Genomic DNA, 21,943 nt, shown 5'->3' with positions numbered 1-21,943 from the left:
GTTTGATCTGTCATCCATGAAACGATTTTCTCCTCTATACCTGCTGGTTGGGCTGGCCCTGTTTGTGACCGCCTGTACGGAAGACCTGCTCGATCAGGTTCCGACAACCCAGCTTTCGTCTGACCTGTTCTGGAAAACCACTGACGACGCCATTTTTGCCGTCAACGGCGTGTACGAGGCCAACCGGACGACCTTCGACCGCGATTATTATTTCGACGGGGCGGGTGAGTTTGTCAACACCCGCGGTACCAGCAACGGGCAGGGTACCTACAACCCCGGCCCCATTGGTTCGAGCGGTAACTTCGGGTTTCTCTGGGGCGACTGCTACCGGACCATCAACCGGGCCAACTACGTGCTGCAAAACATCGGCGCGTTGCGGAAAACACTCACCGCCCCGGCCGATTTGGCCCTGATGGACCGGCTTGTGGCCGAAACCCGGTTTCTGCGCGCGCTCAATTACTTCCGCCTGATCGATTTGTGGGGCGATGTGCCGTTCTTTACCAAAAAGCTTGACGGCAACACCGAAGCCTACAATCTGACGCGCACCCCGCGGGCCGCCGTGAAAGATTCGATTCTGGCCGATCTGTCCTATGCGGCAACCGTGCTGCCCGAAACCTACACGGGCGATAACCTCGGTCGGGCTACCAAACTGGCTGCGTGGTCGTTTAGTGGCAAGGTAAATCTGTTCTGGGCCTGCTGGATGAAAAACGCCGGGAATGGCTCCGAAGCGCAGAAGCACTACACGGCCGCGGCTGCCGATTTCAAAAAGGTCATCGACAAAAACATTCCTCTGTTTCGGAATGGGGAGCCCGGCCCGGCCGACAACCCAAACTACTGGCACCTGTTCCAGTATTTCAACGAGTACGACCCCGAAATCATCTTCTCAGTGCAGTTTGGCGGCCCGCTGCTGAGTCAGGGCGAGGAAATGATGCGCGACTTTGGCACCCGCAACACCGGCAACGCTCAGTGCTGGGTAGCGCCCACGTTCCGGCTTGCCAACCGTTACCAGTTGATATCGACGGGCGACTTTGCGCCCCCGCTCGTGCTCAGCCGCAACACCACGCAGGTCAACAGCGCTACCAACCCCCGTTCCTACGTCGGCCGCGATTACCGGATGCGGGCCACGATGCTCTGGGATGAGCAAAAAATGCTCCGGCTCTCGACCGACGGCCTGAACGTACTCGACAGTATTCCGTTCCGGTTCGGTAGCCGCGATGGGGTCACGTATATCAACTACGACGGTGCGCCCTCGGGCTATATTTTCCGGAAGTGGGTACGCCAAACAGGCGGCATTGGCCGGAGCGACGGCCCGCAGGATATGTACCTCATGCGCTTGCCCGATGTGTGGCTCATGTACGCCGAGGCTGTCAACGAACTGAGCGGCCCCACACCCGAAACGTTTACACTGCTCGACCGGATTCGTCGGCGGGGTAACCTGCCCCCACTCAACCGGGCCAAATTTGCCAGCCGCGACGAGTTCTTCAAGGCCATTGAGCAGGAGCGGATTATTGAGCTGGTCGGCGAAGGACACCGTTTCTTCGACATCCGGCGCTGGAAAAAAGTAGAGGAAATCTGGCCAATGCCGGGCGGACAGGTCTTGTTCGATACGCAGGGGACGCGGGTGCGCGACGAGTTTGTGAACGCACCGGACCGGAACTACCAGCGGTTTTACATCTTCCAGATTCCGACGGGCGAGATTGAGGTAAACCCCAAAATTGTGCAGAACGAGCCCTGGTTATAAACTGATGCTTTCTACTGAAATGATGAAAAAGAGTATTTTGATCAAATTGATGAGCCTGTTGACGGTGATCGGTCTGCTTTCGTGTGCGGAGGAACCCGTCGACGAGTCGGGCTTGCTCATTACCGGGCGTTCCCAATGCTTTATGACCTTCTTCGATCTGTTGGGCTCCGACCACCGCACGGTGCTGGTGAGTGGCCAAACGGTGATCGATACCACGGCGCTGACCGTAAAAGCCGTAGCCCGGTTTGGTACGAATATGCAGCGGGTAAAACCGTATTGCAGCGTGGTGACCGATGCCATTGTCGAACCAAACATGGGTGTCTGGACAGACTTTACCGAGCCCAAACAGTACACGGTGGTGTCGGGCAACCGGAAAGTCCGGAAAACCTACACCATCACGGTAACGCTTCAGAAATAACCCCCAACCGATTTAGCTCATGAAAACAATAGGTTATGCTATCGGTGCGGTGGTGGGAAGTCTGCTGCTGATAACCGGTTGCCAAAGCGACAAGGTGACGCCCGAAGGCCCCCTGCGCAACGATCTGCTTAAAAAAACAACCGGCCCCGCCGTTGTCGGCGACCGCATTGAGTTTGCCTACGCCCTCGGCACCGTCGAAGGGAACCTGCAAAACGTGCGGGCCGAAGCCACCATTGCCGGGGGGGCGGGTACCGGTTTCAGCCGGTTCTCGTGGTTTACCAACCGAAATACGGGCGTCGATCAGCCGGTGCAAACCGCCACCGATACCGTTACCAACGGAGCCCTCTCGACCGCCCGTATCATTGACTCCCCAACGAGCAACAAGGCCGTGACCCTGCGCTACTACTATTACCCCACGGCCGACGCCAAGGGTAAAGATGTATCGTTTCGGTTTAGCGGTACTTCGTCGACGGGGCAGGAGGTGAGTTTCCAGTCGCCCACGTACCGGATCAGCAACATGGACATGCGCCGGTCGCTGGTGCTGGCCGATGGGGCCAAAGCCTACGTGTCGATTGCCGACATGGCCGTGTACACCAAAGCCGAGGTGGAGCAGAATAATCTGGCCAACAAAATCGATTTTGTGTACATCTACCGCCCTACGCTGGGCACCGGTAACTTCGCGTTCGGACACGCCATTGTGGCCCCTTCTAACCCGGAGTATCTGAAAGACGTAACCCTGCCGACTGGTTTGGCCCGGACGCGTACGGCTATCGACAAGCGTGTGGATGTGAAAGATGCTCAACTGCGGGGAACGTCGGGTTTTGACCTGTATATCGACGATATTGATCTACAACAAACCACCTTCCCCAGCGCGGCCGATTACGCCTTCGGGTTTGCCGCCGATCAGGGTGCCTTTGTCAAAACCGCCGATGGCGCTTACAACGCGTATGTGTACGTCAACGCCGTTAACAACACGGCCAAAACTATGACCATCAGCATTAAGCGACTGAAAGTGAACTAATTGTATTGCCGGAGCCAGCGCAGAGTTGATATATCCATCAATTCTGCGCTGGTTTTTTATGGGGCTATCCCGCACCGAACGAATGGATCGAAAACTTATGGAAAAACTGGCCTTTTACGGATTGGCGTTTCTCTGGCTGCTTGGCTTGCCCGCGTCCGCTCAGAACCTCCGAAAGCCAACCACGTTTCTGCTCAATGCGGAGCTGTTGCAAGCCAACAAGACGAAGATTAAGCAGGGGGACCCTGTTTTGAAGGCGGCTCAGCAGGCGTTTTTAGCGATTGCCGACAAGACGTTGACCAAGCCGACGTATTCGGTGGTGAATAAAAGCAAAGTGCCTCCGAGTGGCGATAAGCACGATTACATGAGTGTTGGGCCGTACTGGTGGCCCGATTCTACCAAGCCCGACGGCCTACCCTACATCCGTAAAGACGGACAGATTAACCCGGAACGATACGCCATTCAGGACGATGCTTACATGAACGGCCTGTGCAATGATGTTCAGACGCTGGCAATCGCGTATTACTTCTCCGACAATGAGAAATACGCACGTCGGGCCGCCGAATTGCTGTGGGCCTGGTTTCTGGACCCCGCTACCAAAATGAACCCGAATCTGAATTTTGGGCAGGCTATTCCGGGGATTACACAGGGGAGGGGAATTGGCCTGATTGATTCGCGGGAGTTGGCCGTTCTTGCCGATGCCGTTCAGCTGATTCGTGGGTCGTCGGCCTGGTCAGAGGCTGACCATCAGGCTTTGCAGGATTGGTTTCGCCAGTTTCTGGACTGGATGCTGACTAGCCCGATTGGCAAGGATGAAGAAGACGAACATAACAATCACGGGACGTATTACGATTTTCAAACGGTAGCCTACGCGTTATTCACCGACAACAAGCCCCTGGCGAAGCAGATCATTGAGCAAAAGACGTACAAACGAATTGGTAGCCAACTGACCCCCGAGGGAAGCCAGCCCCACGAGTTGGCGCGGACGCTCTCGTGGAACTACTCGGTGATGAATTTGCAGGGCTTTTTCGGTATCGCGCAACTGGCCGATAACCTAAATCTGGATGTGTGGCACTACGAAACGCCAGACGGAAAAAGCCTTCAGAAAGCTTTTTTCTGGTTGTTGCCCTACGCCGAAGGGAAAAAAAGCTGGACACACAAGCAGATTAAGGCTATGCACCCCGAAAATCTGTGGCCCATGGCCCTAGTGGCTGCCGGCCACTACAAACTGGAAACGCTGCCAGCGGTAGCTCACGAACAGGCTTCAAAGCAGCCCCTGTTTACCCTGACACAGTCGTTATTCTAAAGTCGGCAGGTTGTAAAGCAGATACGGGGTGAATGTGCCAGCTTAGGCACATTCACCCCGTATCTGCTTTTATGGAGGCAATTGCTTATCCTTTCTTAACTTCTTTACCCCAGCTGTCTTTGAGGGTCACTGTCCGGTTGAAAAGGAGCAAATCGGACGTAGAGTCGGGGTCGACGGTGAAGTAGCCTTTCCGCATAAACTGAACGCGGTCGCCCACCTGCCGGGTGCTCAGGTTCGGCTCAACCTTAGCCCGAACGACCTGCAGTGAGTTGGGGTTGATGTACGACTTGAAATCACCTTCCTCGCCCGACGGGTCTTCGACGGTAAACAGGCGGTCGTACAGCCGGACTTCGGCTTCTTTGGCGTGCGGTACCGATACCCAGTGGATGGTGCCTTTCACGTTGATACCCGAGGTGTCGGAGCCGCTGCGGCTTTCGGGAATGTAGGTGCAGTTGAGCTGTACCACCGTGCCATCGGCATCTTTGACCACCTCGTCGCACCGCACAATGTAAGCCCCTTTGAGCCGGACCATCTGACCCGGAGCCAGCCGGAAGTATTTCTTCGGCGGGTTTTCCATGAAATCGTCGCGCTCTACGTACACTTCCCGGCTAAACGGCACTTCGCGGTCACCCGCTGAGGCATCTTCGGGGTTGTTTTCGATACGCAGCGTTTCGGTTTGGCCTTCGGGGTAGTTCGTAATGACGAGTTTGATGGGATTCTCGTCCACCACGGCCATCACGCGGTCGGTGGTTTTGTTTAGTTCTTCCCGAATGCAAAACTCGAGCAGACCCACGTCGATCATGTTTTCGCGCTTGGCGATACCAATCCGGTCGGCAAATTCCCGAATACTGGCGGGCGTGTAGCCACGCCGACGCAGGCCCGAAATGGTGGGCATGCGGGGGTCGTCCCAGCCGGTTACGTGGCCTTCGTTCACCAATTGCAGCAGTTTCCGCTTGCTCATGACGGTGTACGTCAGGTTCAGGCGGGCAAACTCGTACTGTTTGGAGGGGAAGATCTCCAGTTTTTCGATAAACCAATCGTACAGCGGCCGGTGCGGAATAAACTCCAGCGTACAGACCGAATGGGTGATTTCTTCAATCGAGTCCGACTGCCCGTGGGCAAAGTCGTACATCGGGTAAATGCACCACTTGTCGCCGGTACGGTGATGGTGGGCGTGTTTGATCCGGTAAATAATCGGGTCGCGGAAGTGCATGTTGGGCGAGGCCATGTCGATTTTGGCCCGCAGCACTTTAGCCCCATCAGGAAACTCACCTGCCCGCATCCGACGGAACAAATCCAGATTTTCGTCGACGCTCCGGTTCCGGTAAGGGCTTTCCTGACCGGGCTCGGCCGGGTTGCCTTTTTGTGCGGCAATCTCTTCCGCGGTCGAATCGTCAACATACGCAAGGCCTTTCTGAATGAGCGACTCGGCAAATTCGTATAGCTTGTCGAAGTAGTCAGACGCGTAAAATTCGTTTTCCCACTCGAAGCCTAACCAGCGTACATCCGCCTTGATCGACTCAACGTACTCGGTGTCTTCGGTAACGGGGTTGGTGTCGTCGAAGCGCAGGTTTGTCTGACCGCCGTACTTGTCGGCCAGCCCAAAATTGAGGCAGATCGACTTGGCGTGGCCGATGTGCAGGTAGCCGTTGGGTTCGGGCGGAAAGCGCGTGTGGACCCGACCACCGTGTTTACCACTGGCCAGATCGTCTTCGACAATCTGCTCAATAAAATTCAGCGAACGGGCCGACGATTCGTCGTCACGGCGTTCGGTAGCGTCTGTAGGTGCGCCTGTCATGCGGTCAGGTTGTACTTGATAAAGGGTCAAAATTACGGGTATTGGCCCGTAAAGGCAAGTAAAGCGATGAGTAGAAACACCGGGCCTAGACAGATGAACAGACGGCCCGCCCCGGTACGCTGAGGCTCCATGAAGGGGCTTTGAACCAGTTTACGCCTAAAATTTCGGAAAAGCATGCCCGAATACGCAGCCGTTCCGTGCGACTCTGTGCCGCAGGGTTTACCTTTACGGCATGAATGATTTTACCATCGCGGCTTTATTTGACATGGACGGTGTGCTGGTCGACAATTACCGTTACCATGCCGATTCGTGGGTGCAGTTTGCGGCTCGTTACGAGCGTACGGTTACGCCCGAGCAGTATGCCCGGTATATCAATGGTCGGGTGGCTTCGGATTCGATGCCTTACGTGATGCAGCGCGACCTGCTGCCCGACGAGATTGTGACGCTGACGGAGGAAAAAGAAGAAATCTACCGGGCTTTGTACGCACCCGATCTGGCTCCCACGCCGGGCCTGATTCCGTTCCTGCAATCGCTCCAGGCACACAAGGTGCGTATGGCGGTTGGTACATCGGCCCCGGTGAGTAACATCGCCTTCACGCTCGACGGCGCCGGTATTCGGCCGTATTTCCCAACGGTAGTGGATGCGTCGATGGTCCGCCGGGGCAAACCCGACCCGGAGATTTACCTCACCGCAGCCCGGCAATTGGGAGTGCCGCCCGAACGCTGTGTGGTATTTGAAGATGCTTTTTCGGGCATAGAGGCCGGTTTGCGGGCGGGCATGGCGGTGGTAGCTCTGGCAACTACCCACACCCGCGACGAGCTCGCCGTTGCCAAAGCCCAATTGGTTATTGATGATTTTACCCAGCTAACCTACGAAGGGCTGGTTCGGCTGGTAGAAGGTAACTGGCATTAGTAACGCGGAGAAGAACGTTAAACGAAACGCTACATAGGAGAATGTATAATGTAAAATGAATTTCAGTGCTGGACATTCGGACTTCAGACACTGGACTTTAGACTTCCTACCTTTATATATGAAGGTCTAACGTCTAATGTCTAACATCTAATGTCCGGTAATGAGAAAATGAGGGATGGATAATGGTCTTTCCCGCTGATTGTCAGCGTATTCATTATCCATTCTGCACTACACATTATACATTGAATTTTTGCTACACTATACATTCTGCATTGAATTTTGACTCAGTACTCAGATGAAAGTAGGCATTGAAATAGGCGGTACCAAACTTCAGCTCTTCGCCACCGACGGCTCTGGTCAGGTGAAAGAGCGGTTCCGGTACGAAGTCGATAAAACGAAGGGCGCCGAAGGAATTCTGGCTAACATCAGTCAGACCTTCAAAAAACTCAATACGCCCATCACGGCGGTAGGTGTCGGGTTTGGTGGCCCTATCAATAGCGAAACCGGACAGATCAGCACCTCGTATCAGATTGAAGGCTGGGCTGGTTTTAACCTGGTAAGCTGGCTCGAAGAACAAACAGCCGCTCAGACCATTCGGGTAGAAAACGACGCCAACGTGGCGGCTCTGGGCGAGGCTCTGCACGGGGCCGGCCGGGGGTATCGGCACGTGTTTTACGTGACGGTAGGCAGCGGAATCGGCGGGGGAATGATTGTCGATGGGCAGATCTATCACGGGGCTTTACCGGGTGAGGCCGAATTGGGTCACCTGTGGTTGGTGCCGCCGGGCGTCGGTACGCCGGGGGGCGGTACGTCGGGCGAAGCGTCGCCCGGTCAAACTCTGGAGGAAACCTGTTCGGGTTGGGCCGTCGACCGGCAGATTCGGGAATTATTGCCGCAATTACCCACCGACTCGCCCCTGCGGCAAATGGTGGAAGCGGCCACAAACGAAGGCCGGGTTGGTGGCGAAGCTCGTTTTCTGCACCCAGCCTACGAAAAAAGTGACCAGGTAGCTAAGATGCTCATTGAGCAGGTCGGCTCGGTGCTGGCGCTGGGTCTCTCGCACGTCACGCACCTGTTTCACCCACAGGTGATTGTGCTCGGTGGAGGGCTGTCGCTCATTGGCGAACCCTTTCGGGTGGCCGTTAAAACGGCGCTGGAGCGGTTTGTGATGAAAGCCTTCCGGCCGGCCCCGTTAATTTTTCAGGCGCAGCTCCGCGAGGAGGCCGTACCCATCGGCGCTATTGCGATGCTGTAGAGGTGCTTATTAGCGATGACATCTCGTTTCGAGAGATGTCATCGCTAATAAGCAGGCTGATGAACCAAGAGATGTCATCTTTGAACGTGCCGAGGCCATTTAGCGATGACCGCCGGGCGGCCCCGATCTTTCCAAACAAGATGTCATCGCTAATAAACTGGCTGAATTTCGTTCAGCCGATTCATTAGGCCCAATTGCTCAGGCGCTTTATCAGGTAACCCCCCCTACGAACTGACGGCCGGGGCTTGCCGATTCGTTAACTTCTTATTCCCATGACCTATTTTGCCGAGTATCTGACTCAACAGAAAAACGCCTACGATTCCATTCCGCTCGATCAGGTTGCCCAAGTGGCCGAACTAATGACCGATTGCTGGCGCAACGACCGCCAGTTATTTGTTTTCGGAAACGGGGGAAGTGCGGCCAACGCGTCTCACTTTATCACCGATCTGGGCAAAGGGTCATCGGACCGGGTGCAGCGCGATGGGCTGGGCAAACGGTTTCGGTGTCTGTCGCTCAACGATAATGTCGCCTGGCTGACGGCCCTTGGTAATGATTACAGTTACGACGATGTGTTTGTAGGGCAGTTGCAGAACTACGCCCGCCCCGGCGACCTGGTGTTGACAATGAGCGTGAGCGGCAACTCGCCTAACCTCGTCAAAGCAATTGATTGGGCCAACGAAAATGGCCTGAAAACGGTGGCTTTGGTAGGCGGAAAGCGGGGGCGGCTGGCCCAGTTGGCTCATCATGCCTTGGTGATTGAGTCGGAGCATTACGGCCGGGTCGAAGACGCGCACATGACTATTTGCCACATGCTTTGTTATTATTTCATGGAAAGGTTGAAATAATCAAAAAAAACTTAACTTTCAGGTAGTTAAGTTGGTTAAGGCAACAACCGAAAACGCTACGCGGCAATGAAACAAACGTTTACGTTCGTGCTTCTTTACCTTATCACCCTCGTGGGCGTGTCGGCTCAGGGCCTTGTGGAGTATTACCAGGCCGGTAAGCAGATAAAGACGCAGCAAAAGAGTCTGTTGCAGATGCGATACGGCCCTTATCTGGCTCCGCAATGGTATCTGATGACCGAGGGGTTTGTTCGGCGCGACAACAGCAGGCTCGATCAATCGCTCGGTGGATTACTGACGGCGAGTCCCGTAACCCGGGTGGGTGGGAGCCTTGGCGTTGGGGTTACCTACCGCAACAAATGGGCGCTGGAGGCTGGGCTGGCGTTGTCGCCAGTACACAATCAGGCCCGCGTTAATACCTATCCGCCTGTGGAGATACAGACGCGTACAGGCAAGGCAAGTGCTTTTGTGCGCGGAAAATGGGCGTTGCTAACCACCAGTCGACAATGGCATCGGTCGGGCTTCTGGCTGACCGGTGGTGCTTGGGCTGTACCCAATTCAAGTGCAACGGCGGAGGCATCGGCCGTAACGGGTTACCGGTACCTGAGCTACGACGCTCGTAGCAAAATGACGCTCGTGAGCCAGGCACGGCCCGGTAGCGGCCTGACGGCGCTGGCTGAGCTGGGTGCCGAGTACCAGGTGCGTCTGTCGCCGACACTCGACCTGAGCCTGTTTGCACGGGGTAACTGGGGCCTTGGTGAAGTACTAACCACCGATGTAGCCTATCACGTTAATAACCAGCCTATTGGCGAAACGGTAATTCGGGCGCGGGGCAACGGAGCGAGCTACGGGCTATCGGTCCGGTACGTTTTTCAACGCCCGACGGCCAACCCAAAATCACTGTATCAGCTTCAGGGCAACGCGACGAAATAAGGTTTGCTATATTCTAAATACTGGACATTCGGACTTCAGACACTGGACTTTAGACTCACTACCATTCTGTAGGGAGGTCTAACGTCTAATTTCCAACATCTAATGTCCAGTACTGAGTACTATATTCAGAAAACGGGCGTAAGTCGTTGACATAGTGTCAATCGCTTACGCCCGTTCTGCTTGTCAAAGGCCTTCGTTTTTGGATTACGAGTACCGGTCGTTGCGCCAGGGGTAGGCCGTATCGGAGTAGCCCCGTTCTTCCCAGAAACCCAGCCGGTTACCCGCCATAAATTCAATTCGTTTGATCCACTTGGAGCCTTTCCAGGCATAGAGCTGTGGAGTAATCATCCTGACCGGGCCACCGTGCTCTTTGGTAAGCGGTTGCCCATCGGCGGTATGTACGAGCAGTACGTCGGGTTTGAGGGCTTCTTCAAGGGCCACATTGGTTGAGTAGCCATCGTAGCCGTAGCACATGATGTGGGTTGCCGTGCCTTTCGGATCAACTAAAGCGGCCAAATCCATAAACCGAACCCCCACCCAGGGCACATCGAGCCGCGACCAGGTTGTTACGCAGTGAAAATCACTCGTGTCTTCAACCTGAGGCAGCTCCATAAAATCGGCCCACTTAAGCCGCACGGGGTTGTTCACCTCACCGTCGATGTTGAGTTGCCACTTCTCGAGTGGAATAGCTGGCTGATAGCCAAGGTCGAGCACCGGCCATTTGGTCGTGACGGTTTGCCCAACGGGTACCTGTGGCATGCCGTGCCGGTTGGTTGGGCCGGTACCGCGCGCCCGGTTGGGGCCCACGAGCTGGTCCGACATCGACGGCGTGTTGACCATTTTCTCCTCAAAACGCCGTTTGAGTTTCATCCGGGCCTCTACAATCCGGTCCAGTTTGTCGTTCGATTCCATGAAGGCTATAACCCGCGCTGAATCGGGAAAGTTTTTGGAGGACACTTATCGGCTCATTGTCGCCCGGCCGAGGTAGATTTCGTCGCCCCGGAGCTGGATCTGACTATAAAACCGGTATCCGTTTTCCACGTAACGCACCAGCACCCGGGTCGATTGGTTGGCCTGGGCGTAGGGCATCGTTGCACTGACCAGAATCTGGTCGCCGTTGACAATGGCCCGCACAAACGGCAACGATTTGGTTTTGAGTTGATTCGCGTTGTATTTGTACCACGTCTGCCCCCCATCGAATGAGCACTCGGTGTTTTGGTTGAGGTATTTCTCCCGGCCATTGAACAGGTCGCCGTGGTGCTTAAACAACCGCCAGAGTCCGTGCAGGTAGTGCTCATAACAAGCATAGTTACGGTCGTCGCCCAAGCCCTGCATAGCCGGGTCACGCGGGACGGGCTGGCTGGGCGTCAGCCGGTTATGGTCGTCCCAGAACAAGACCCCGTAAGCGCCTGTAAACCAGTAAAAAATAGACATACCCTCGGCAATAGCGGGTGGGGCCGCGTTGGAGGCTTTGGCACTGTTGGCAAACTCGCTGCTCTGAGTGTTGAATAGCCATTGCCAGGCTACCCGCCGTTTGTTCGTCAGGGCCATGTTTACCTCTTGCTCACCCACGAGCGAGGCCAGCCAATGCCGGGCATCGTCGGCGTTGTGCGGAATGGTGTAGTCAAAGTCGGGGTAGAGATAGTAGGTGCCGGGCATGGCAATATCCATGTAATCGGAAAACGACTTGCCAAGTATATCGTCGGGCATACCGCGCTGCCGGCTGGTGGCGGTGTGTTGGGCTGTTTTGGTCCAGAGCCACTCGGGGCCAGCCGTGTAGTCCGACGTGCGTGAGTAGCCAAAACTATTGTGGGGCACTGGTGTGATGGAGCCGATCTGCGTGTACGGCATAGCGTTTTCCTTCACGGTTTTAGCCATGTACACATACATATTGGCGTGCTCCTGCTGGTTACCGGCCGACGTACCGTCGTTTTCCAGGTCGAAGAAAATGAAGCCGTTTGTGTTTTTGAGCGTACCCGGCGGGCAATCGCCATAGTTCACGCACTGTCCGCACAGCTCATACGATGCCTGGTACATGGTTTTGCGGGCTTGGGGGTGGCTGGGTGGCCGACGGTACCAGGTTTGCCGGGCCAGTTCACTATCCCGCGACCATGCCAGGGCAAAGGGCTCGTCGATGTAATAGTTTCGGTAAATCGTTAGCGACCGCTGACTTGGCTTGAGTCGACTCCGCCAGTTGGCCGGGGGCATGCCGGGCTCACGCCAGACCTCGGTGCCGCCTATCATGCGGGTTTGGTCGATGGCCGAAAAACCCCGCCGAAACAGTTTGTCCCAACTCTGATCGACGTGCAGGTTACGCCCGGCCGCCGAAAAAATGAGGGTTTTGGTGGGCGGTAATTGAAAATCGCCCACTACGTCGATGTTCCAGTAGCCTTTGCGGGTGGTGGGCCGGAAAAAAGCGCGTGGAGTGGGCTGCAACGGGGTGAGTGTGGGCAGGTGCCCCTGTAGTTTTACACCCGCGGGATCTGGTAGGCCGCCAATCAGGCCGGTCTTGTCCAGCACGAAAAAACCGCCAGCCAGTGAGGCTAAGGCGGTTGATAAAAGGAGTATCTTCATGGGGTTACTCATCAATATACCGTTTGGTAATGGGCTGGTAGGAGTCGATCCGCCGGTCGCGGAAGTACGGCCACGTAGTGCGGTACCGGTCCGACTGATCGAGGTCTATCTCCTGAACGTGCACAATCTCTTTATCGTGTGGAGCTACGTACAACAGAGACCCAAACGCATTGGTCACAAACGACCCTCCCCAAAACTGCTGATCGGCCTCGCGACCAACCCGGTTCACGGCCACCACTGGCACTCCGTTGGCAATGGCATGACTCCGCTGGATGGTTTGCCACGCGCTATATTGTTCCTCGTTGGCTTTGGGGTCGGGCTCGTTAGTATCCCAGCCAATGGCCGTGGGATAAAACAACACCTCGGCCCCCATCAGTGATGTGATGCGGGCGGCTTCGGGGTACCACTGATCCCAGCAGATCAACACCCCGATTTTGGCCACTTTAGTGTCGAATACCTTATACCCCAGGTCGCCGGGTGTAAAGTAAAACTTCTCGTAATAGCCGGGATCGTCGGGGATGTGCATTTTACGGTACTTACCGAGGTAAGTGCCGTCGGCATCGAGCACGGCGGTTGTATTATGGTACAGACCCTGGGCGCGCTTTTCAAACAGCGAGGCAACCACCACTACGCCACACTCTTTGGCTACCTCGGCCATGCGGTCGGTAGTGGGGCCGGGAATTGACTCAGCGAGGCTGAAATTATGGTGATCTTCGACATCGCAGAAGTACAGCGACCGGAAGAGTTCCTGCAAACAGACGATCTGTGCCCCCTTGCGGGCAGCCTCCCGAACGCCTTCGATGGCTTTCTGTACGTTGGCCTCCACATCGTCGGAGCAGGCCATCTGAACAAAGCCGATATTTATCTTTCGTGACATTTCTATTCAGTTTTCAGTGTACGGTTTTCAGTTTTCAGTTGTTAGTACCTGAAGCGCTGTATCCACGCACATAGTAACTCTAAACTTTTAACTCTAAACTGTAAACTTTAAAATGGAAGTTTCCCTAAGTCAACGTTGCCGCCGGTGAGGATAATTCCCACCTTTTGACCGGCAAATAGGTCTTTATGTTTTAAAACAACAGCCAGTGGGACAGCGCAGGAGGGTTCGATGATAATTTTCATTCGTTCCCAAATCAGCCGCATAGCTGCAATGATCTCCGGGTCAGATACCGTTTTGATGTCAGTTACGTGCTGCCGGATAATCGCCAGGGTTCGCTCGCTGAGGGTCGTAAGCAGGCCGTCGGCGATGGTATTAATGTACGGCGCTGGCTCGACCCGGCCGCTCTGAAACGACAAAATAGCGTCGGCCGCACCCTCCGGCTCGCCCGCCAGTACGCGGGTGCCCGGCGCGAAAAAGTGCGCCGAGAGCGCCGTACCGCTCAGTAACCCTCCGCCCCCAACGGGAGCCAGCAGCCAGTCGAACGGCCGGTTGCCGGTTGCGTCTTCCAGCAACTCCTTGGCTGCGGTAGCCTGCCCGGCAATCACCCGGTCGTCATCGAAGGGGTGGATCATGGTGGCTCCAGTACGAGCCATCACCTCAGCTACCCCCTGTTCGCGGGCGTCGAGCGTAGGTTCACACTCAATCACCTCGGCTCCATATCCCCGAACGGCGTCTTTCTTGACTTGCGGAGCCGTGCGTGGCATCACGATGTACGCCTGTGCGCCTACCTCACGGGCTGCGTACGCAATGGCTTGCGCGTGGTTGCCCGACGAGTGAGTAGTTACCCCCGATTTCAACTCGTGAGGAGCCAGCTGTAAAACGGCATTAAGCCCCCCCCGCGCCTTAAACGCGCCGATTTTCTGGAAGTTTTCGCACTTAAAATGCAACTCGGCTCCAGCCAGCGCGTCGATGGTGCGGTTGGTTAGTACGGGCGTGCGGTGAATGTACGACCGAATCCGGTCGTGGGCGGTCAGAATGGTTTCGGCGGTCATCGTTTGAAAGGGTTCTGGCACAAAATGGCACAAAGGCCTTGCCATGTGAAACAACGCCTTTGTGCAACTCGATGTGATAGCTTCAGGTAAGCTCGGGCAACCTAAAAGTTATACCGTAGACCGAGGCCCGACTGTACGTTCATGAACAGCGGGGCGGGTAGTACCTCTACGTACAGGCCCGATTCCAGAAAGACCGAAAAAGGCTTGTCGGGTACGAAATATTCCAGGCCGGCAATAGCCGAGCCACCGAGTGAAATTTCGGCGATGTAGTCGATCTGCTGCCCCCGCAGGTTGTCGGGGTAGTACCTACGGCGGTTTACCTGCCCGCCCAATCCGTAGTAACCCCGCAGGTTGTCGCGGCCAAACAGGCGGTTGTGCCACACATAGTGACCCTGCACCGAGAGGCCAATGCTCCGGTAACGTCCCTGCCGGTACTCACGGGTGTTGCCATAAAGCCCCCCGTACGAGCCTACGTTAAGGTCAAACGCTTTGGTGTCGCGGAAATATTTGCGGACGTTGATGCCGGAGGGTTCGCCCAGCCGGAAACCAACGGCCCAGTTGTTGTATTGGGCAACCGCCCGACTACCCGGAAACAGCCCCAGCATGAGGGCCACAAAAGCGACCAGAAAGGATTTCTGCATAAAGAAAAAGATTCGGTAATAGAGATGCGACCGTCGGGGCGGTGTCAGTGCGTTACGGCCCCGGTGTCTTCTGTCAAACGGCCAACGTCCTGAAACTGTTGTAACCGGCTCATAAGTACCGCGTTTTCGGCCGGGGTACCTACCGTGATGCGTAGGCAGCCATCGCACCATTTTACCTTTGATCGGTCGCGGACAATAACTTGTTGGTCAATTAGATAGTCGAATACAGCCCTGGCATTGTCGAACCGGACGAGCAAAAAGTTCGCGTCGGAGGGGTACACATGCTGCACAATAGGCAAAGCGCGCAGAGCAGCGGCCAGTACGGCCCGCTCGGCCAGAATCTCCCGGACCATCGCGTCTTTGTCGTCCACATGATCGAGGGCTTCGAGGGCGAGGGCCTGCGTAGGGGCCGAGATGTTGTACGGCGGCTTGATTTTGTTCAGTACCGCAATCAGCTCTTCGGAAGCAAAGCACATACCGAGCCGAAGCGCAGCCAGGCCCCAGGCCTTCGAGAAGGTTTGCAGCACCACCAGATTCGGGTATTGGTCAAGCTGGGTCGTCCAGGACGGGGCATCGGCAAAGTCGATATACGCTTCGTCGACCACCACAAGCGAGTGCGTAGCGGCTTCCAGTACGCGCCGGATGGCGTCGGCTGAGAGCTGATTCCCCGACGGGTTGTTGGGCGAACAGATCCAGATAATCTTGGTGTCGGGCTCGATAGCGGCCAGCACGGCCTCTACATCGAGGTTGAAGTCGGGCGTGAGGGGTACCCGAATCTGACGAATATCGTTGATAGTAGCCGACACCTCGTACATGCCGTACGTGGGCGGCATAATCAGAATGCTGTCGTGACCAGGGCGGCAGGTGGCCCGAATCAGCAGGTCAATGGGTTCGTCGGAGCCGTTACCCAGAAAAATCTGACCCGGCCGCACACCCTTAATGGGCGCCAGCTTTTCCTTAATCAGGGCCTGATAGGGGTCGGGGTAGCGGTTGTAGGGGCCGGCTGTAGCCGAGCCGAGGGCATTCTCATTGGCATCCAGAAAAACTCCTTCCTTGCCGGTGTATTCGTCGCGGGCCGACGAGTAGGGCGTGAGCGTCAGGATATGGGGCCGCAGTAGCGTGTTCAGATCAATAGTTGGCATTCGTCAGAAAGTCGTAGGCACAAAAATACCGCATCTTACTGTACCGACAAATTACGGGGGGCTTCGGTTCGGCCGGGTATAGAAAAAGCCGCCCCGGAGTGTCAGGAGCGGCCAAGGTAGGTTGGGCGTGTGCGAATCAATTATTCGTAATACCCCCCGCCAATGTCGAATCCCAGCTTGAAGCCGAGGTACGAGTTGTTGGATTTGGCCGGGGCTACGGTCCCATTCATCATAGAAACCGTGTATTTGGTGGTTGGGACGAGGTTATACTCCACGCCCATGTTGAAATGGCCCAGTTTAAAGCCAACCCGCGCCATAGCCCCCAGCTTGCGCGATGCGCCTACGCCAAGGTCGGATGAATTCTCACTAAAACTCAGGCTGCCCACCGAATACAGACCACCTCCAATACCTACGTAGGGTCGGAAGTACGTGTTGGTCAGCATGTAGGTACCTGTGAGTACATACGACGACGAAATGCTGATTTCTGAGTCGGCCATTTCACCGGCGATCTCGGCAGCGCGGGCCATAAATGCCCCCTCCATGCGCAGACCTACATCGATCTGATCGTTAAGACCGTACTTAGGTTCTACCGAAAGTAGAATCCCGGCCGATGAGCCAGCACCCATTGGCTTGGCATACCCCAGCGATGTGTTTACTTTGAAGGGTTTAAAATCTTGAGCATTGGCTCCATAAGCCAATAACCCGAGTACTACGGCGAGGACTTTTCTCATAAAATTCAATCGTGTAAAGAATGTGGTGGACTTGTTAGGTAGTCCCAACGCTACCTGTGGTGACCAAAACTACTGTGTCTGAGGACCAAATGAAAATATACCAATCAAAGCGATTCGATGGGGTAAGCTGATGTTCAGGTATTTATGTGTGAAATTTTAATGAAAAAATTTCACTTTCAATGTATTAACGTACTGGAATATCTCTTTGATGGTACAAAGGCCCGTTCGTTTAATGGCTCAGACAACCGTTCATCCCAAAATGAAGATTATCTATTCGCCAACGGGGTGAAATGACCTAATTTTAGGGTTTAAATGCACTACAAACGCTTCATACATGTTAACATTCGGAAAACAAGCTAGTACGGTAGCTACGCTGGCTTTACTGACTCACGCCGGTTTGGCCCAGCAGAACAGCCGCCCGGCCAGCCCGACTACGCAGCCGGCATCGGCCCGCGCTGCGGTGAAGTCGGCGTCTACCCCCTCTGATCGTATGACTCAAAATCCGCTTCTTCAGGCGTTTGCAACGCCCCACCAGACGGCCCCGTTTGCGCTCATTAAAAACGAGCATTACCTCCCCGCTATTAAGGAAGGAATGGTGCAGGGCCGTAAAGAGGTTGACGCTATTGCGGCCAACCCGGCCAAACCAACGTTCGAAAACACGATTGTTGCCCTCGAACGCTCGGGCGATTTGCTGGGCCGTACCGTGTCGATCCTGTTTAACCTGAACAGTGCCGAAACTACCCCTGAGCTACAGGGAATCGTGCGCGAAGCATCGCCTTTGCTAACTGAGTACGGCAACGACATTACACTCAACGAAAAACTCTTTGGCCGTATCAAAGCGGTGTACGACACCCGTGCCAGTCTGAAACTCGATACCGAGAGCCAGATGCTGCTCGAAAAAACGTATAAGCGGTTTGCCCGCAACGGTGCCAACCTGAGCGCCAAAGACAAAGACCGGCTGCGTGCCATTGACAAGGAGCTCTCACAACTGTCGCTTCAGTTCGGTGAGAATGTGCTGAACGAAACCAACGAGTACTCAATGCTCGTGACTGACGAAAAAGACCTCGCCGGCTTGCCCGATTTTGCTCGTGAAGCCGCCCGGTCGACGGCTAAGCAGAAGGGAAAAGAGGGATGGATGTTTACCCTGCAGGCTCCTAGCTACGGTCCATTCATGCAGTATGCCGATAACCGGGCGCTGCGCCAGAAACTGTTCATGGCGTTCAACTCGCGCGGGTTCCGGGGCGATAAGAACGATAACTCAGCCATTATCCAGAAAATGGTGAACCTGCGCTACGAGCGGGCTAACCTGCTGGGCTATAAAACCCATGCTGACTTTGTACTCGAAGAGAGCATGGCCGGCTCAAAAGATAAGGTACAGAGCTTTCTGAACGAGCTGGTGGCGTACGCCAAACCAGCCGCCGAGAAGCAACTCACTGAGCTGAACACCTACGCAAAAGCACATGGCTTCACCGGCGACCGCGTGGAGCAGTGGGACTACAGCTACTACTCGGAGAAACTCAAAAAGGAAAAATACGACCTTGACGATGAGACGCTGAAGCCGTACTTCAAACTTGAAAACGTGCTGGAGGGTGTGTTTACGGTGGCCAACAAGATGTACGGCCTGACGTTCAAAGAAAACAAGTCGATTCCGGTGTATAACCCCGAAGTACGGGCCTACGAGGTATTTGACCGCGACGGCAAGTTTATCTCGGTTTTCTACGGCGACTACTTCCCCCGGCCGGGCAAGCGGAGCGGTGCCTGGATGAACGATGTGCAGGGGCAGAAGATCGTGAACGGGCAGAACATCCGGCCGCATATCGTGAACGTTTGTAATTTCTCGCGCCCAACCGAGACCAAGCCTTCGCTGCTGAGCTTTTACGAGGTGACCACCCTGTTCCACGAGTTTGGTCATGCCCTGCACGGTATGCTGGCCAATGGGCAGTATGAGAGCCTGTCGGGTACGAGCGTACCCCGCGACTTTGTAGAGTTGCCTTCGCAGGTGATGGAAAACTGGTGCTACGACCCCGAAGCACTCCGTTTGTTTGCCAAGCACTACCAGACCGGCGAAGTAATTCCGAATGAACTGGTAGAGAAAATTCGGGCCAGCCAGAATTTCATGGCGGGTATGGCCAACCTGCGTCAGCTCCGGTTTGGTCTGGTCGATATGTACTGGCACAGCCAGAAGCCCACGGGTGAGTCGGTGACGGAGGTAGAGAGCCGCGTGGATTCGCTGGTGCAGTTGCTGCCGCCGGTGAAGGGCACCGCGTTTAGCCCGGCGTTCTCACATATTTTTGCCGGTGGGTATTCGGCTGGTTATTACAGCTACAAATGGTCGGAGGTGCTTGACGCCGATGCGTTTGAAGCCTTCAAGGAAAAGGGTGGCCTGAACAGCCGCGAAGTAGCCGAAAAATTCCGGGCCAATGTCCTCGAAAAAGGCGGCAGCGAGAAGCCCATGGAGCTGTACAAGAAGTTCCGGGGTCGGGAGCCATCGCCCAAGGCTATGTTACGCCGAAGCGGTCTGATTTTGTAAAGGGAAGTTTACGGTTTTCAGTCTACAGTTTTCAGTTTATTGGGGGGCTCTTTCCCCATAAATAGCCCCCGGTAAAAGTAGCCGCTTAGAGCTGACTACCGAAACGTATGAATACTAAGCGAAGAAGCGACCCGTCACTGGGTCGCTTCTTCGCTTTTGTTATATCAGATCTTCCAAAGAGAGGCAGTGCCGAGTAAATAAGGTATTGTGCCGATCAACGCACCGGGAGGCCTACAGCCCTGGCGAACCTAAAATTGGTCGGCAAAGAAAGGGTTTAGATCGGCACAGACCTGGATTTGGCAACGGGAAGCGGAAAACTTTTGTAAACTGGAGTATGAAGTTTCTCGAACGGTATCAGACCCCGCTTCACCTCATGGGCTGGCTGGTGTTTATCAGCTTACCTCTGCTGACCATTCCCGGTTTTCTGCGAAACCCGCAGGACTTGCTGAGTTTAGGTATGGCGCAATTACTCACCAGCCTGCTCATTATGGTGTACTTTTACATCAATCTGGGTAGGCTCACGCCGGCCTTGTTGCAGGGAGGCTCACCTCGGCGGTTCTGGCTCATTATGGGACTAATGCTGGTCAGTGTACTGGCTATTAAAGTAGGCTCATTTTATGCGTTTCCGCCTGCACAGCCTCCCCGAATGCCGCCCCCACCCATGCCGCCGGGTATGCGCCCGACTATCCGTCTGTTTGGTCCACGCTCCCCCTGGCCGAGCCTGCCGGGTACCGCCATTTCATTTGGGTTTGCCATGGTAGTAGCCTCCATGATTGCCCTGTTTCGGTACCATACCCGCGCCCTTGAGGCTCAGCAGCAGATGGCCCTCGAAAAAGTCTCGGCCGAGCTGGCCATGCTCAAATTGCAGGTGAGCCCCCACTTTCTGTTCAATACCCTCAATAACATTCGGTGGCTGGCCCGGCAGAAATCCGACCAAACCGAAAACGCCATCATCACGTTGGCGCAACTGCTGCGGTACATGATTTATCAGGCCCGGCACGATTGGGTGCCCTTGCGGCAGGAGGTTGAGCATGTACAGCATTACATCGACTTGCAAAAAATGCGACTGACCGCCAGGCATACGGTTCGGTTTACGGTGTCGGGTGATGTTGATAAGCACCAGATTGAGCCGTTGCTGTTTATTCCGTTTGTCGAAAATGCGTTTAAGTACGGCACCAATCAGGCAGGAGGGGGCATCGACATATGGCTGCGGGTAGACGCACAAACGCTGGAGTTTGGGGCCGAAAATCCTATGCCCATTACCGTGGCTGAATCGGGGTCTGTCAATGCTGAGTCGGGTATCGGGATTGCCAATGTTCGGCAGCGGTTGGCTTTGCATTACCCAGAAACCCATACCTTGCAGATTACCGAGACCGATCTGCTGTTTCGGGTGGTACTAACCCTCCAGCTCCATCATGCATAAACTCCGTTGTATTGCGGTCGACGACGAACCGTTTGCGCTCGATATTCTGGCCGACGATATGGCCAAAGTGCCGTTTTTGGAGTTGGTCGGGCGGTTTAGCAACCCGTTGGATGCGTCGGTGATGTTGCAGCGTGAGCCGATCGACCTTTTGTTTCTGGATATTCAGATGCCCGTACTGACCGGAATCCAGTTTCTACGAACCATGGCCAAGCCGCCTATGGTGATTCTGACAACCGCTTACGAACAATATGCCCTCGAAGGGTACGAGCTGGCTGTGGTCGACTATTTGCTGAAACCTATTCCGTTTGAGCGGCTTCTGAAAGCGGCAAACAAAGCGTACGATTTGTACCAGCTTCGGCAGGGTGTTATCTCCGAACCGACAGTGACGGCAACGGCCGAGCCAGAACCCGCCGACTTCTTCTTTATTTTCTCGGAGTACCGGGAGATTAAAGTTTTTTACAGCGAGGTGCTGTACGTAGAGGGTCTCAAAGACTACGTTAAAATCTACACGACCGGGCAAACCCGCCCGCTGCTAAGCCGTCTGACACTGAAAGCCATCGAAGCCAAACTGCCCGTGAGTCGGTTTTGCCGGGTCCACAAATCGTTTATTGTTGCATTGGACAAAATCAGCTCGTTTCAGCGGTCCAGGCTGTACGTTGGCCCGCGGGAAATTCCGGTCGGTAGCAGTTATGTTGATCATTTTGAGCAGCGGTACCGGCAATAAAAAAACCGGTGAGGACCCAAAGGCC

Annotated in this window: 19 protein-coding genes; 11 read left to right on the top strand and 8 right to left on the bottom strand. The window is 55.1% G+C overall.

Annotation, left to right across the window (positions count from 1 at the left end; all coding sequences use genetic code 11):
* Positions 1–16: 16 nt before the first annotated feature.
* The 4 genes from RUDLU_RS0105195 to RUDLU_RS0105180 all read left to right on the top strand — a co-directional run bounded on the left by RUDLU_RS0105195 (position 17) and on the right by RUDLU_RS0105180 (position 4,483).
* Positions 17–1,741, top strand: coding sequence for a RagB/SusD family nutrient uptake outer membrane protein (locus tag RUDLU_RS0105195; RefSeq protein WP_027302778.1), 1,725 nt, complete (start codon positions 17–19; stop codon positions 1,739–1,741).
* Between the two features lie 4 nt (positions 1,742–1,745).
* The gene (locus RUDLU_RS0105190) at positions 1,746–2,159 is read left to right on the top strand and encodes a DUF5018 domain-containing protein (protein WP_245581626.1); all 414 of its coding nucleotides are present in this window, start codon (positions 1,746–1,748) and stop codon (positions 2,157–2,159) included.
* A 19-nt stretch (positions 2,160–2,178) separates the two neighbouring features.
* Positions 2,179–3,180, top strand: a complete 1,002-nt coding sequence (locus tag RUDLU_RS0105185) for a DUF4466 family protein (RefSeq protein WP_019987292.1) — start codon at positions 2,179–2,181, stop codon at positions 3,178–3,180.
* Between the two features lie 82 nt (positions 3,181–3,262).
* Positions 3,263–4,483, top strand: coding sequence for an alginate lyase family protein (locus RUDLU_RS0105180; protein WP_245581625.1), 1,221 nt, complete (start codon positions 3,263–3,265; stop codon positions 4,481–4,483).
* An 85-nt stretch (positions 4,484–4,568) separates the two neighbouring features.
* Here RUDLU_RS0105180 and RUDLU_RS0105175 read toward each other — a convergent pair whose 3' ends face one another.
* Positions 4,569–6,281 (bottom strand): glutamine--tRNA ligase/YqeY domain fusion protein, encoded by a 1,713-nt coding sequence (locus RUDLU_RS0105175; protein ID WP_019987290.1) that lies wholly within the window; start codon positions 6,279–6,281, stop codon positions 4,569–4,571.
* A 232-nt stretch (positions 6,282–6,513) separates the two neighbouring features.
* Here RUDLU_RS0105175 and RUDLU_RS0105170 point away from each other — a divergent pair, with 232 nt between their 5' ends.
* From RUDLU_RS0105170 to RUDLU_RS0105155, 4 genes are all read left to right on the top strand, one after another.
* Positions 6,514–7,194: an HAD family hydrolase gene (locus RUDLU_RS0105170; protein WP_019987289.1), complete on the top strand. Its 681-nt coding sequence runs from the start codon at positions 6,514–6,516 to the stop codon at positions 7,192–7,194.
* A gap of 295 nt (positions 7,195–7,489) precedes the next feature.
* Positions 7,490–8,449 carry an ROK family protein gene (locus RUDLU_RS0105165; protein WP_019987288.1) on the top strand — a complete coding sequence of 320 codons (960 nt, stop codon included), beginning with the start codon at positions 7,490–7,492 and terminating at the stop codon, positions 8,447–8,449.
* A 272-nt stretch (positions 8,450–8,721) separates the two neighbouring features.
* Complete coding sequence (locus RUDLU_RS0105160; protein WP_019987287.1) at positions 8,722–9,294, top strand: D-sedoheptulose-7-phosphate isomerase; 573 nt, start codon at positions 8,722–8,724, stop codon at positions 9,292–9,294.
* Positions 9,295–9,360: 66 nt separating this feature from the next.
* On the top strand, positions 9,361–10,224 hold the full coding sequence (locus tag RUDLU_RS0105155) for a hypothetical protein (RefSeq protein ID WP_019987286.1): 864 nt from the start codon (positions 9,361–9,363) through the stop codon (positions 10,222–10,224).
* A 204-nt stretch (positions 10,225–10,428) separates the two neighbouring features.
* Here RUDLU_RS0105155 and RUDLU_RS0105150 read toward each other — a convergent pair whose 3' ends face one another.
* From RUDLU_RS0105150 to RUDLU_RS0105120, 7 genes are all read right to left on the bottom strand, one after another.
* Positions 10,429–11,136 (bottom strand): sulfite oxidase-like oxidoreductase, encoded by a 708-nt coding sequence (locus RUDLU_RS0105150; RefSeq protein ID WP_019987285.1) that lies wholly within the window; start codon positions 11,134–11,136, stop codon positions 10,429–10,431.
* A gap of 45 nt (positions 11,137–11,181) precedes the next feature.
* A complete protein-coding gene (locus RUDLU_RS0105145) occupies positions 11,182–12,798 on the bottom strand; it encodes a hypothetical protein (protein ID WP_027302776.1) in 1,617 nt (538 codons plus the stop codon).
* A 4-nt stretch (positions 12,799–12,802) separates the two neighbouring features.
* Complete coding sequence (locus RUDLU_RS0105140; protein ID WP_019987283.1) at positions 12,803–13,675, bottom strand: carbon-nitrogen hydrolase; 873 nt, start codon at positions 13,673–13,675, stop codon at positions 12,803–12,805.
* A gap of 107 nt (positions 13,676–13,782) precedes the next feature.
* The gene (locus tag RUDLU_RS0105135) at positions 13,783–14,727 is read right to left on the bottom strand and encodes a threonine ammonia-lyase (RefSeq protein ID WP_019987282.1); all 945 of its coding nucleotides are present in this window, start codon (positions 14,725–14,727) and stop codon (positions 13,783–13,785) included.
* Between the two features lie 101 nt (positions 14,728–14,828).
* Complete coding sequence (locus RUDLU_RS0105130; protein WP_019987281.1) at positions 14,829–15,368, bottom strand: hypothetical protein; 540 nt, start codon at positions 15,366–15,368, stop codon at positions 14,829–14,831.
* Positions 15,369–15,412: 44 nt separating this feature from the next.
* A complete protein-coding gene (gene hisC, locus RUDLU_RS0105125) occupies positions 15,413–16,510 on the bottom strand; it encodes a histidinol-phosphate transaminase (protein WP_019987280.1) in 1,098 nt (365 codons plus the stop codon).
* Between the two features lie 140 nt (positions 16,511–16,650).
* Positions 16,651–17,241: an outer membrane beta-barrel protein gene (locus RUDLU_RS0105120; RefSeq protein ID WP_019987279.1), complete on the bottom strand. Its 591-nt coding sequence runs from the start codon at positions 17,239–17,241 to the stop codon at positions 16,651–16,653.
* Between the two features lie 490 nt (positions 17,242–17,731).
* Between RUDLU_RS0105120 and RUDLU_RS0105115 the strand changes: the two genes are divergently transcribed.
* The 3 genes from RUDLU_RS0105115 (at position 17,732) to RUDLU_RS0105105 (ending at position 21,918) form a co-directional block, all read left to right on the top strand.
* Complete coding sequence (locus RUDLU_RS0105115) at positions 17,732–19,771, top strand: M3 family metallopeptidase (RefSeq protein ID WP_027302775.1); 2,040 nt, start codon at positions 17,732–17,734, stop codon at positions 19,769–19,771.
* 334 nt (positions 19,772–20,105) lie between these two features.
* On the top strand, positions 20,106–21,194 hold the full coding sequence (locus tag RUDLU_RS0105110; protein WP_019987277.1) for a sensor histidine kinase: 1,089 nt from the start codon (positions 20,106–20,108) through the stop codon (positions 21,192–21,194).
* On the top strand, positions 21,187–21,918 hold the full coding sequence (locus RUDLU_RS0105105) for a LytR/AlgR family response regulator transcription factor (protein ID WP_019987276.1): 732 nt from the start codon (positions 21,187–21,189) through the stop codon (positions 21,916–21,918). The genes RUDLU_RS0105110 and RUDLU_RS0105105 overlap by 8 nt, the downstream gene beginning before the upstream one ends.
* Positions 21,919–21,943: the final 25 nt, after the last annotated feature.

The organism is Rudanella lutea DSM 19387 (genome assembly GCF_000383955.1).
In the GTDB taxonomy this organism is placed as follows: Bacteria; Bacteroidota; Bacteroidia; order Cytophagales; family Spirosomataceae; genus Rudanella; species Rudanella lutea.
The sequence above is the reverse complement of the archived record's forward strand: the minus strand, read 5'-3'. Positions and strand labels throughout refer to the sequence as shown.